Here is an 11,585-nt window from a genome sequence, read left to right on the forward strand (position 1 = left end):
CGGGCACCATGAACATCACCGTCAGCGAAGAACTCAAGGCCTACATCGACCCACTGACCCCCGACGAGCACGAGGCGCTGGAGCGCAGCCTGCTCGCCGAAGGCTGCCGGGATGCTTTGGTGCTGTGGGGCGAGCTGCTGATCGACGGGCACAACCGGTATGGCATCTGCCAGAAACACGGTATTCCGTTTCAGACGGTGCAGCATCCGCACTTCAAGTCGATGGACGACGTGCACCTGTGGATGATCGACCAGCACCTGGGTCGGCGCAGCGTGTCGGACTTCCAGCGGGGTGTGCTGGCCCTGCGCAAGCGCGAGATCCTGGCGCAGCGCAAGGCGCAGCAGGCGGAGGCCCGTTCAGGCGAGGCGGCAGGGGCCTCAACACCTGACACGACGTCGGACACCCCGGACACGCCCACCACCGAGGCCCCGGCCCTGAAGAGCCGCGCCGACATCGCACGCGCCGCACGCCTGAGTGCCAACCAGGTGGTGATGATCGAGAAGATCCAGACCCAGGCGGTGCCGGAGCTGGTCGAGGCCGTGAAGCAAGGCACCATCAGCCTCAATGCGGCGGCGGCCGTGGCCTCGCTGCCCGCCGACGAGCAGAAGGCCGCAGCCGTGGCGGGCAAGGACGAACTCAAACAGGCGGCCAAGCGGGTGCGCGAGGTGAAGCGCAAAGCCAGCCCCACGGCCGACGCCGCGCCGCACGATGAGGCCTCAGCGGCCGCCAAGGCCACCGATGCGGTGGATGAGCTGCAGACCCTGCGCCAGCGGGTGGCCGAGCTGACCGCCGAGAACGAGCATCTGCGTGCCCAACTGGCCCTGCTGCGGGCCACGGCCTGATGATCGCGCCGGGAACCCTCGGCGCTCAGAGCGCCATCAACCCTTGAGTTGAGCCCGCATGGCGTCGATGACGGCCTTGTAATCGGGCTGGCCGAAGATGGCCGAGCCGGCCACGAAGGTGTCGGCGCCGGCATCGGCCACGCGGCGGATGTTGTCCACCTTGATGCCGCCGTCCACCTCCAGGCGGATGTCACGCCCCGAAGCGTCGATGATCTTGCGCACCTGCTCGCACTTGCGCAGCGTGCTGTCGATGAAGCTCTGGCCCCCGAAGCCGGGGTTCACGCTCATCAGCAGCACCACGTCGACCTTGTCGAGCACCCACTCCAGCACGTCCACCGGGGTGGCGGGGTTGAACACCAGGCCGGCCTGGATGCCTTCGGCCTTGATGAGTTGCAGGGTGCGGTCCACGTGGGTAGAAGCGTCGGGATGGAAGGTGACGATGTCGGCGCCCGATTTGGCAAAGGCCGTGGCCAGCGCGTCCACCGGTTGCACCATCAGGTGCACGTCGATGGGCACCTTCGTGCCGTCTGCCTTGACCGAATGCTTGCGCAGGGCCTGGCACACCATGGGCCCGAAGGTCAGGTTGGGCACGTAATGGTTGTCCATCACGTCGAAGTGGATCCAGTCGGCGCCAGCGTCGATCACGTGGCGCACCTCTTCGCCCAAACGGGCAAAGTCGGCCGAGAGGATGCTGGGGGCGATGCGGAAGGTGCGCGACATGATGAGGGGGGCGGTGGACCGCGCCAAGTTCAAGCAGAACGCCATTGTAGGAAAAGGCGCAGGGTGAGCCAGCAGGCTGCGCCGCAAATGCCTAGAATGCGCCGCATGAGCCTTGCCAAATTCAGCTGCTCGGTGCAGCCCCGCTACCTGGAGGAGCAGAGCAACCCTGCTGCCCACGAATACGCCTTCGCGTACACGGTCACCATCGTGAACGCGGGCGATGTGGCGGCGCAGTTGATCGGGCGGCGCTGGCTGATCACCGACGCCACCGGCAAGGAAGAAGAGGTGCGGGGCCTGGGGGTGGTGGGCCAACAACCGTTCCTGAGGCCGGGCGAGCGCTTCGAGTACACCAGCTGGACGCGCCTGGACACCCCTCACGGCGTCATGGAAGGCACGTATTACTGCATGACCGAAGACGCCCGCGCGTTCGAGGCGCCCATCGACGCCTTTGTGCTGGGCCGCGCCCAGTCGCTGCATTGACCCATGGGCATCGTCTCGACCTTGATGGCGCCCCTGACGCGCCAGACGTGGTGGCCGCGCCCGGGCAACGGCTTTGAGCTGGAGCCCTTCCTGGACGCCGCTGAGCGTTGCGACTGCTCGGTGGAGCGCCATGTCTGGCTGATCCGCCTGATCGACTGGATACGCCGGGGTGAACCCCTGACGGGCACGCGCCTGGTGCTGCGGCAACTGGAGCAGGATCCGGCCCGCCGTGCGCGCGTGGTGGGCCTGCTGGCCCGCTTCTGGCAGGACGTGGACGTGGCCGCCCTGCTGGCCGATTACGGCTTCTCGCCGCGCACCTCGTTCCTCAACGAGCTGGGCGAGCGCCTGCGGCGGCGCATGATCCCCCTGAGCCCGGAGACGCATGACCTGGGCATGCTGTTTCACCTGCTGTTTGACCACCCGGACGACCTGCTGTGGCTGCAGCGCCTGGACGAGGACACCCTGGCCAGCCTGGGCGCGCTGTGGACCGAGGTGATGGCACTGGCCTATGCGCTCGAAGAAGGCCAGGAGCGCCGCCGCCTGCCCCTGACATGGCGCGGCCCCTTCTTTGACGGCATGTTCTACCTGGCCACGCAGATCCGGGCGGCGGGGTTCTCCACCCAGTTTCGCTCGCGCATGGGGGTGCGGCTGGATGCCGACTTCGAGGTGGAGTTGCTGGCGGCCGAGCGCCGCTCGCACGACGAAAGCGTGCGTCAGGCCTTTCGACAGCTGGGTCACGTGACCGAGCGCGTGCACGACATGGCCCTGGCCCATGTCGAAGCCGGTGGCACGCCGGGCAAGTGGCCGGCGGCCATGCTGCAGGAGGCGCAGTACCTGCGGCTGCTGCTGGACCGCTGCGCCGAGGGGGCCCGGGGCCTGCACGGCCACCTGGAAGAGCACGGCATCTCGGTCGATCTGGTGTTCCAGATCGACCAGTTGTGCGAACGCTGCCGACGCCTGGAGATGTTGCTGGACGTCGTGCTGGCGCCCAAGCCGGGTGGCGCCATCCGCCACCTGCTGATCGAGCTGGTGACCGTGGGCGTGGCCCGGCGCAGCGTGCGCGCCCTGTTCAGGCAACACACCTCGCAACTGGCCCGCAAGGTGGCCGAACGCAGCGCCGCATCAGGCGAGCACTACATCACCCGCGACTGGCCAGAGTACCGTCGCATGCTGCGCAGCGCGGCCGGCGGTGGCGCGGTGATGGCGGCCACCACCTTCATCAAGTTCGGCATCGGGGCCTTGGCGGCCTCACCGTTCTGGCTGGGCATGGCCGCCGGACTGAACTACGCCCTGAGCTTCGTGGCCGTGCAGCTGCTGCACTTCACGGTGGCCACCAAACAGCCCGCCATGACGGCGCCGGCCATGGCCGCCAAACTGGCCGACGTGCAGGCCGATGAGGCGGTGGAGGGCTTTGTGGACGAGGTGGCCAACCTGATGCGCTCTCAGGTGGCGGGCATCGTGGGCAACATGGTGGCCGTGGCACCCCTGGTGCTGGGCGTGCAGTGGCTGGCGTGGTGGCTGGGGGGCGCGCCGGTGGTCGATCAGGAAACGGCCCGCCATGTGCTTGAGAAGATGACCTTGCTGGGCCCCACGCTGTTTTACGCGGCGTTCACCGGCGTGCTGCTGTTCTCATCGAGCATGATCGCCGGCTGGGCCGAAAACGCCTTCGTGCTGCACCAGATGGACAGCGCCATGCAGTGGAACCCGCGCATACGGGCCTGGCTGGGCGTGGCCCGCACGGCCAAGTGGGCCCGCTGGTGGCGCCAGAACATCTCGGGGCTGGCCGCCAACGTGTCGCTGGGCTTCATGCTGGGCGTGGTGCCCGTGATCGCCAGCTTCCTGGCCTTGCCCCTGGACGTGCGCCACGTGACCCTGTCCACCGGACAGGTGGCCGCCGCGCTGGGGGCCTTGGGCACCGACGTGCTGCGCGAGCCGGGCTTTTGGTGGTGCGTCGTGGCCCTGCCCCTGACGGGCATGCTCAACGTGGGCGTGAGCTTCGTGATGGCGCTGCGCGTGGCCATCCGGTCACGGGGCGTCAAGGTCAAGGACCGCGCGCGCCTGAACGCCGCCATCTGGACGCGCGTGCGGCGTCATCCCTTGAGCTTCTTCTTGCCCCCCTCGGGGGCAGGCGCGGCGGCCGAGGCATCGACACCGGCCTTGCCCTCGCCCTCGGCCGACGACGCCCCGCCTTCCGACAAATCCTGATCGTCCAGCCCAGGCTCGCCCCGGCGGCGGCCGGAAAACATGGTCCACCAGACCAGGAACAACAAGACGGCCAGGGCCGCCAAGGCTTCAAGCACAATCAACCACATGATGCTCTCTGGTGTAGATGGACAACCCGCCCGACGGGCCGCCGGCTGGCTGGCCCTCGCCTTGATTGTAGGCAGCCTGGCCGGTTGCGGCAGTTGGCTGCACCTGCCCCGCGCGCCTGAAGCGCCTCGGGCCCGGCCTGCGCCCACGGCGCCACCCACCGGGCCCCTGGCCGACGGCAGCGTGCAGCGCACCAAATCGCGCTGGGTGCCCGCGCAGTGGGCCGACCTGCCGGGCTGGCAGACCGACCCCGTGAGCGACTGGTGGCCCGCCCTGCACCGGGGGTGTGCCCGCCCGGCCCACCCCGACTGGACGGCCTTGTGCACCGAGGTGCGGCGGCTGGGGCCGCAATGGGGGGCCCAGATGGGCGACGATCTGCTGCGCCAGTGGGTGCAGTCGCAGTTGAGCCCGTGGCGGGTTGAAGGGCCGGATGGCCAGGTGCAAGGCCTGCTGACCGGTTATTTCGAGCCCCTGCTGGAAGGGCGACGCCAGCCCACCGGGCGGTTTGTGCACCCGCTGTACCGCGCCCCGGCCGACCTGGCCACCCGCCGCCCGCACTACACCCGGGCCGAACTGGAACAGTTGCCCCAGGCCCGCGCCGACCTGCAAGGGCGCGAGCTGGTCTACCTGGCCGACCCGCTGGACGTGCTGCTGATCCAGGTGCAGGGCTCTGGCCGCGTGATCCTGGCCGATGAGCCCGATGCCCAGGGCCAGCCCACCGTGGTGCGCATGGCCTTTGCCGGTCACAACGATCAGCCTTATGCCTCGGTGGCCCGGTGGCTGGTGGACCAGGGCGCCTTCACGCTGGACCAGGCCTCCTGGCAGGCCATCCGGGCGTGGGCCGAGCGCAACCCTGCCCGGGTGCCCGAAATGATGCGGGCCAACCCACGGGTGGTGTATTTCAAGGAAGAGGTGCTGCGCGACCCGAACGTGGGCCCTGCCGGCGCACAAGGGGTGCCGTTGACCCCGGGACGCTCGATCGCCGTGGACCGCGACAGCATCCCCCTGGGCACCCCCGTGTGGATGGACAGCACCCTGCCCCAGAACTGGAGCAGCCTGCCGCTGCCGGTCAAGTACCTGCGACGGCTGGTGATGGCGCAAGACACGGGCGGGGCCATCCTGGGCGCCGTGCGGGCCGATTTTTTCTGGGGCTGGGGCGATGAGGCCCTGGGCGCTGCCGGCAAGACCAAGCAGCCGCTGGCCCTGTGGGCCTTGTGGCCGCAGGGACGCACCCCCGACCGCCTGGCGCGCTGATCAGCCGGGCAGGAAGTTCAGCACCTGCCGGGCAAACTGGCCGACATCGATGGGCTTGGCGATGTAGCCATCGCAGCCCGCCGCGCGCATCTTCTGCTCGTCGCCTTTCATGGCGTAGGCCGTGAAGGCCACCACCGGCAGGGCCTGCCACCGCTCATCGGCCTTGAGTTCGCTCACGAAGCTCAGGCCGTCCACCCCGGGCAGCTGAATGTCCAGCAGCACCAGGTCCGGCGCATGGTGGTGCAGCACCAGCCTGGCCGAGGGCACGTCATGGGCGCCGTGCACGTCACATCCGGCCGCTTCCAGCAGAAAGCTGGCCAGCTCCAGGTTCATCGCGTTGTCGTCCACGATCAACACCCGCGTGGACATCGGCTGGGGCGACGGGCTCATGTCAGGCTCCTGGTGTCACCGTGCCCCACGCGCCAGCGGCGCAGGCTGTCCAGCAAGGCGTCCAGCGGCCCCTGCCCCTTGTCGAGGAGGGCGGCCGCCGACTGGCTCAGCTGCGCCACCTCCGCAGGCGACAGGATCATCGCCGTCCAGATGAACACGGGCACCTCGTGGCGGCCCCACCGGGCGTTCAGGGCTTCGATGAACTGGAAGCCGTCCAGCCCCGGCATCATCAGGTCGAGCACGATCGCATCGACGGCCTCACCGGGCGCGTCCCCCAGGAGCGCCAGGCCGGCCTGGCCGCTGTGCGCACGCAGGGTGTTCACGCCCAGGCCGGCCAGGGTGGCGGCCATCAGGTCCAGCGCCAAGGGGTCGTCGTCCACCACCAGCACCTGGGCAGGCCGTGGCCGCCCGCCCCGCAACAAACCTGCGCGCTTCAGGCCGGCGGCGATCTGCTCAGCCTGCAGCGGCTTGGCCAGCACATCGTCCACCCGGTAGCCCGCAGCCGACTGCGCGGGCGCGCTCAAGGTGAGGGCCACCACCGGCGTGCGGGCATTGGGCGCATGGCCGCGGATGCCTTGCAATGGCTCGAAAGGCTGCCCCCCCGGCAGGTGAAGCTCCAGGGCGATGGCGTCGTAATCGGTGCGCGAGGCCGCCTGCACGGCCGCATGGTGGTCAGCGACCAGGTCCACGGCAAAGCCGTGCGGCTGCAAGCCGTCACGCCAGGCCTCGGCCACCTCGGGTCGGGGCTGCACGGTCAGCAGGCGCAGCGGCGCGACCGGCGTACCCTGCGGCCGCACACCCTCCTCGACCGGGCCATCGGCCAGCACGCCTTCAAAGTCGGGCACCACCCGGGGCAAGACCAGGTGGAACACACTGCCTTGGCCCTGCACGCTGCGCACCCCCACGTCGCCCCCCTGGGCCCGCACGATGCGGCGGGTGAGGGCCAGGCCCAGGCCTGTGCCCTGGTGACGTTTGACCAGCGTGCTGTCCAGTTGCTGGAAGGCGGTGAACAGGCGCGGCAGATCGGCCTCGGCGATGCCCACACCGGTGTCATGCACTTCGATGCGCACATGGTCCGGCCCTTCAGGCAACGCCAGCACACGCACCTCTCCGCCCGCAGGCGTGAACTTGATGGCGTTGGACACGTAGTTGTAGACCACCTGCTTGAGCCGGGACACGTCCAGGCTCACCGCGTCCACCTCTGGGGCCACCCGCCACTGCAGCGTGACGGCCTGCCGATCGGCCATGGGCTGCATCACCCGCATGAGGTCCTGCATCTGCTCCGACAGGGAACAGGGCTCGGAGTGAAAGCTCATCTTGCCGGCCTCGACCTTGGACAGGTCGAGCACGTCGTTGATCAGGGTGAGCAGGTGGCGCCCACTGCTGGCGATGTGGCCTAAAAACGTGTGGTGCTTGGGCGAATCGTGCGGCACCGCACCGCTGTGCAGCAGGTCTGCAAAGCCGATGATGGCATTGAGCGGGGTGCGCAACTCGTGCGACATGTTGGCCAGGAACTCGCTCTTGAGTCGGTTGGCCTCTTCCATTTGCTGCATCTGGGCCTCCAGCCACACGCCCTTGGCCCGCATGGCCTCGGCCTGACGCTGCTGGCTGAGGTCGCGAGAGATGGTGGAGGCGCCCACGACGTGCCCCTGGGCATCCAGGATGGGCGAGCTGGTGACCGCCACGTCCACCAGACGACCATCGCGGTGCAGCCGCACGGTTTCGAACGGGGGGACTTTCAGCCCACGGGCCAGCCGGTCGATGATGCCGCGCTCCTCCTCAACACGGCTCTCGGGCATCAGCATGGCCACGTTGCGGCCCAAGGCCTCGTCGGCCGTGTAGCCAAACAGCACCTCGGCGCCGTGGTTCCAGCTGGTGATGACGCCCTCAAGGGTCTTGCCGATGATGGCGTCCTGGGACGAGGCCACGATGGCGGCCAGGCGCCCGGCCTGGGCCTGAGCCTCTCGCAGGCCCGAGAGGTCTCTGAACACCATGACAAAGCCGCCAGGGCCTTCGTCGCCCGGGTCCATGGGCCGGATGGGCGCGACCTGAAGGTCGATGTCGCGCACGCCCCCCGGGGCGCGCACCTGCAAGCGATGCGAGCCGGTCGGCGGCGCTGGGGCCTCGGCCTGCACCGCCGCGATCAGCGACGACCAGGTGGCCGGCGGCACCAAGGGCGCCACCACCTCCAGCGGCTGGCCCATGGCCTGTGCCGCAGACAGCCCGAACAAGGCTTCGGCCGTGGCGTTGAGGTCGGTGACACGGCCCGCGTCGTCCACCGCCAGGTAACCCGCCTCGACACTGGACAAAGACAGGAGCAGCGCCTGCTGGGCACCGGCCAGCCGATCTTGCGCCTGCCGGCGCTGAACCACCTCGACCTTCAAGGCGGCGATGGCGTCTTCCAGCTGGCGTGCGCTCGGGATCTTGAGGGCCGCCGGCATCAGCCGCCACGCGGCCACGGCCGTGGCCAGCGATACCAGGGCGGTCAGCCACTTGATGGCGGTTTCCAGCTCGTAGGCGGGCTGCCAGATGGTCCACACACCCATGACGTGGGTGAGGCCACACGCCGCGATGAACATGGAAAACAACCACGCGATGCCGTTGAACTGCGCGTGGGGCCGGCGCCTGACGAAGGCCACCAGCGTGATGGGGATGGAGAAATACGACGCCGCGATCAGCGCATCGGCCGACACCATGGCCCACAAAAGCCCCGGATCCCAGGTGAAACAATACCCATGGGGCAGGTAGCCCTGCCTCCCCAGCAGATTGGTGATCCAGTCCATGGTCTTGTCAGCCGACCGGCGTTGTTGTCACGCCAGTCTGATGACAAGCTTGATGTGTGTCAACCGAAGGATCGCGCCGGTGTCATTCAGTAGGTCTTGTAAGGCAGGAACTTGCCCGACATGACGATGTTCACGCGGTCACCCGCCGGATTGGCCTCGCGCTGCAGGTCCATCTTGAAGTCGATGGCGCTCATGATGCCGTCGCCAAACTCTTCATGGATGAGCGCCTTGAAGGTGGTGCCGTACACATTGATCAGCTCGTAGAAACGGTAGATCAGCGGGTCGGTGGGCACGGCCGTGGGCAGCGAGCCCTTGTAAGGCACTTCCTGCAGCCACAGCTTGGCCTCGTCGGGCAGGCCGAAGATCTCGGCCACGGTGGCAGCCTGCTCGGCCGTGAAGGCCATCTGCCCCAGGCACGCGGCGGTCACCCATTCCTTGCTCAGGCCCACCTTGGGGGCCACGTCGGCCCACTTCAGGCCCTTCTTGACCTTGGCTTCGATGATCAGGTCGGTCACGTCTTCGCGGTTCATGTTGCGCTCCTTCAAAAAACTCACTTGAATTGACGGTCCGATTCGGCGATCGGCACGTCGTTGATCGAGGCTTCGCGGCGGGCCATCAGGCCGCGCTCATCGAAGGTCCAGTTCTCGTTGCCGTACGCCCGCCACCACTGGCCGGCATCGTCGTGGTACTCGTACTCGAAGCACACCGAGATGCGGTTGCCGTGGAAGGCAAACAAGCGCTTCTTGAGTCGGTACTCATGCTCTTTGGCCCACTTGCGCGTCAAGAAGGCCTTGATGGCTTCGCGCCCGGTGAAGAACTCGCTGCGGTTGCGCCACCACGAGTCCTCGGTGTAGGCCGCCGCACAGCGCTCGGGGTCTTTGCTGTTCCAGGCGTCTTCGGCCATCTGCACCTTCAGGCGGGCCGTTTCTTCGGTGAACGGGGGCAGCGGGGGACGGCTCACGGTGGGCACTCCTTTCAAGAGGGGCGCGGCTTCTCTGGCCAGCGTTTCATTCATGTCTGTCTCCTCGGCAGGCAATGGCTGCAGTTCAGGCCACCGCCATCACGGACACCGCCGCAGGTGCCAGGCCTGCGGCCAGACCTGGGCGCACCTCGGGCGGCTCCACCGGCGCACGCCCGTGGCTGAGCTGCTTGGAGCGGTCCACCAGAAAATCCACCAGGTGGTTGCGCAAGGGGTAGAACTGCGGGTCGTGGTGCAGGCCCGCGCGCGTGCGGTCACGCGGCAGGGTGTTGACCACGATCTCGGCCACACGGGCTTGCGGGCCGTTGCTCATCAGCAAGATCTTGTCGGCCAGCAAAATGGCCTCGTCCACATCGTGCGTGATCATGAACACCGTCTGCTGGGTCTCGGCGCAGATGCGCAGCAGCTCGTCCTGGATGGTGCCGCGCGTCAGCGCATCGAGCGCACCGAAGGGCTCGTCGAGCAACAGCATCTTGGGCTCGATGGCAAAGGCGCGCGCAATGCCCACCCGTTGTTTCATGCCGCCCGACAGTTGCGAGGGCTTCTTGTCGATGGCGTGGCTCAGGCCCACCAGCTGCACGTACTTCTCGACATGGGCACGCAACTCGGCCTTGCTCTTGTCGGGCCACTTCGAGCGCACGGCAAACGCGATGTTCTGCCGCACCGTGAGCCAGGGCATCAATGCGTGGCCCTGGAAGACCACACCGCGCTCCAGGCCGGGGGCCGACACCTCGCGCCCGTCCATGAACACATGCCCTTGAGACGCTCTTTCGAGCCCGGCCAGGGTGTTGAGGATGGTGGTCTTGCCGCAGCCCGAATGGCCGATGATGCAGACGAACTCACCGCGCTTGATCTCGAAGTTGACCTGATCGAACACGGCCTCGGTGGCGCCAGGGTAGGTCTTGGCCAGGCCTTGCACCTGCAGGTAGGCTCGGGAAGGGTCAGTCGACATAGGTCACCGCCTTTTGCAGTCGTCCAAAGCTCAGGTCGAGCACCATGCCCACCAGACCGATCATGAGGATGGCGAACATCACGTTGGGCAGCGAGAGGTTGTTCCACTCGTTCCACACGAAGTAGCCGATGCCCGTGCCCCCCACCAGCATCTCGGCGGCCACGATCACCAGCCACGCGATGCCCATGCTGATGCGCATGCCCGTGAGGATGGTGGGCGCCGCCGCCGGCAGGATCACCTCAAAGGCCGTGCGCCAGCGCGAGACCTCCAGCGTGCGGGCCACGTTGAGCCAGTCCTTGCGCACGCTGGCCACCCCGAAGGCGGTGTTGATCAGCATGGGCCAGATCGAGCAGATGAAGATCACGAAGATGCCCGAGGTGGTCGAATCCTTGATGGTGTAGAGCGCCAGGGGCATCCAGGCCAGCGGCGAGATCGGCTTGAGCACCTGGATGAAGGGGTCGAGCGCCCGGTAGATCAGGGGCGACATGCCGATCACGAAGCCCAGGGGAATGGCCACGGCCATGGCGATCAGGTAGCCCACCGCCACGCGGCCCAGCGAATACGCCAGCTGGATGCCGATGCCCTTGTCGTTGGGCCCGTTGTCGTAAAAGGGGTCGGTGATGTGGCCCCACACCACCGAGCCCATCTGCGCCAGCGTGGGAAAGCCCGACCCTGCACCGCCGCCTTCGGCCAGCGGGTCCTTGCCCATCAGCTGCAGGTACTCGATCTGCTCGGGCGTGAGGTTGGCCGCAGGCGAGGCCTTGGGCAGGGTGGCCAGGTGCCAGATGGCCAGGATCAGGCCCAGGATCAACAGCGACAGCACGCTGGCCTTGACCTGGTCTGACCGCCACCATGTCGTGGATGTGCTGCTCATG

At 67.8% G+C, this 11,585-nt stretch carries 11 protein-coding genes; 4 read left to right on the plus strand and 7 right to left on the minus strand.

Annotation, left to right across the window (positions count from 1 at the left end):
• Nucleotides 1–8 precede the first annotated feature (8 nt).
• Nucleotides 9–842, plus strand: a complete 834-nt coding sequence (locus tag WNB94_RS16250) for a ParB N-terminal domain-containing protein (RefSeq protein WP_341391418.1) — start codon at nucleotides 9–11, stop codon at nucleotides 840–842.
• Nucleotides 843–878: 36 nt separating this feature from the next.
• Here WNB94_RS16250 and rpe read toward each other — a convergent pair whose 3' ends face one another.
• Nucleotides 879–1,562 (minus strand): ribulose-phosphate 3-epimerase, encoded by a 684-nt coding sequence (gene rpe / locus WNB94_RS16255; protein WP_341391419.1) that lies wholly within the window; start codon nucleotides 1,560–1,562, stop codon nucleotides 879–881.
• 105 nt (nucleotides 1,563–1,667) lie between these two features.
• Between rpe and apaG the strand changes: the two genes are divergently transcribed.
• The 3 genes from apaG to mltA all read left to right on the plus strand — a co-directional run bounded on the left by apaG (nucleotide 1,668) and on the right by mltA (nucleotide 5,606).
• Nucleotides 1,668–2,042 carry a Co2+/Mg2+ efflux facilitator ApaG/CorD gene (gene apaG, locus WNB94_RS16260; RefSeq protein WP_341391420.1) on the plus strand — a complete coding sequence of 125 codons (375 nt, stop codon included), beginning with the start codon at nucleotides 1,668–1,670 and terminating at the stop codon, nucleotides 2,040–2,042.
• 3 nt (nucleotides 2,043–2,045) lie between these two features.
• Nucleotides 2,046–4,247 carry a transporter-like protein TlpB gene (tlpB, locus tag WNB94_RS16265; RefSeq protein WP_341391421.1) on the plus strand — a complete coding sequence of 734 codons (2,202 nt, stop codon included), beginning with the start codon at nucleotides 2,046–2,048 and terminating at the stop codon, nucleotides 4,245–4,247.
• Nucleotides 4,248–4,352: 105 nt separating this feature from the next.
• Nucleotides 4,353–5,606 carry a murein transglycosylase A gene (mltA, locus tag WNB94_RS16270; protein WP_341391422.1) on the plus strand — a complete coding sequence of 418 codons (1,254 nt, stop codon included), beginning with the start codon at nucleotides 4,353–4,355 and terminating at the stop codon, nucleotides 5,604–5,606.
• Here mltA and WNB94_RS16275 read toward each other — a convergent pair whose 3' ends face one another.
• From WNB94_RS16275 to ntrB, 6 genes are all read right to left on the minus strand, one after another.
• Nucleotides 5,607–5,996, minus strand: a complete 390-nt coding sequence (locus WNB94_RS16275) for a response regulator (protein WP_341391423.1) — start codon at nucleotides 5,994–5,996, stop codon at nucleotides 5,607–5,609.
• Nucleotides 5,993–8,779, minus strand: a complete 2,787-nt coding sequence (locus WNB94_RS16280) for a PAS domain S-box protein (RefSeq protein WP_341391424.1) — start codon at nucleotides 8,777–8,779, stop codon at nucleotides 5,993–5,995. The genes WNB94_RS16275 and WNB94_RS16280 overlap by 4 nt, the downstream gene beginning before the upstream one ends.
• A gap of 86 nt (nucleotides 8,780–8,865) precedes the next feature.
• The gene (cynS, locus tag WNB94_RS16285) at nucleotides 8,866–9,309 is read right to left on the minus strand and encodes a cyanase (RefSeq protein ID WP_341391425.1); all 444 of its coding nucleotides are present in this window, start codon (nucleotides 9,307–9,309) and stop codon (nucleotides 8,866–8,868) included.
• A gap of 20 nt (nucleotides 9,310–9,329) precedes the next feature.
• Nucleotides 9,330–9,794, minus strand: a complete 465-nt coding sequence (locus WNB94_RS16290; RefSeq protein ID WP_341391426.1) for a nuclear transport factor 2 family protein — start codon at nucleotides 9,792–9,794, stop codon at nucleotides 9,330–9,332.
• Between the two features lie 31 nt (nucleotides 9,795–9,825).
• Nucleotides 9,826–10,710 carry an ABC transporter ATP-binding protein gene (locus tag WNB94_RS16295; protein ID WP_341391427.1) on the minus strand — a complete coding sequence of 295 codons (885 nt, stop codon included), beginning with the start codon at nucleotides 10,708–10,710 and terminating at the stop codon, nucleotides 9,826–9,828.
• A complete protein-coding gene (gene ntrB, locus WNB94_RS16300) occupies nucleotides 10,700–11,584 on the minus strand; it encodes a nitrate ABC transporter permease (protein ID WP_341391428.1) in 885 nt (294 codons plus the stop codon). Before ntrB ends, WNB94_RS16295 begins: the two co-directional genes overlap by 11 nt.
• Between the last annotated feature and the right edge of the window lies 1 nt (nucleotide 11,585).

The sequence above is a fragment of the Aquabacterium sp. A3 genome, from assembly GCF_038069945.1.
Lineage (GTDB): Bacteria > Pseudomonadota > Gammaproteobacteria > Burkholderiales > Burkholderiaceae_C > Aquabacterium.

What these genes read in the sequence shown, in the direction of transcription:
- rpe (WP_341391419.1), bottom strand. Translation starts at nt 1,562, where the DNA reads ATGTCGCGCACCTTCCGCATCGCCCCCAGCATCCTCTCGGCCGACTTT.
- WNB94_RS16250 (WP_341391418.1), top strand. Translation starts at nt 9, where the DNA reads ATGAACATCACCGTCAGCGAAGAACTCAAGGCCTACATCGACCCACTG.
- mltA (WP_341391422.1), top strand. Translation starts at nt 4,353, where the DNA reads ATGATGCTCTCTGGTGTAGATGGACAACCCGCCCGACGGGCCGCCGGC.
- cynS (WP_341391425.1), bottom strand. Translation starts at nt 9,309, where the DNA reads ATGAACCGCGAAGACGTGACCGACCTGATCATCGAAGCCAAGGTCAAG.
- WNB94_RS16280 (WP_341391424.1), bottom strand. Translation starts at nt 8,779, where the DNA reads ATGGACTGGATCACCAATCTGCTGGGGAGGCAGGGCTACCTGCCCCAT.
- WNB94_RS16275 (WP_341391423.1), bottom strand. Translation starts at nt 5,996, where the DNA reads ATGAGCCCGTCGCCCCAGCCGATGTCCACGCGGGTGTTGATCGTGGAC.
- apaG (WP_341391420.1), top strand. Translation starts at nt 1,668, where the DNA reads ATGAGCCTTGCCAAATTCAGCTGCTCGGTGCAGCCCCGCTACCTGGAG.
- tlpB (WP_341391421.1), top strand. Translation starts at nt 2,046, where the DNA reads ATGGGCATCGTCTCGACCTTGATGGCGCCCCTGACGCGCCAGACGTGG.
- WNB94_RS16290 (WP_341391426.1), bottom strand. Translation starts at nt 9,794, where the DNA reads ATGAATGAAACGCTGGCCAGAGAAGCCGCGCCCCTCTTGAAAGGAGTG.
- ntrB (WP_341391428.1), bottom strand. Translation starts at nt 11,584, where the DNA reads ATGAGCAGCACATCCACGACATGGTGGCGGTCAGACCAGGTCAAGGCC.
- WNB94_RS16295 (WP_341391427.1), bottom strand. Translation starts at nt 10,710, where the DNA reads ATGTCGACTGACCCTTCCCGAGCCTACCTGCAGGTGCAAGGCCTGGCC.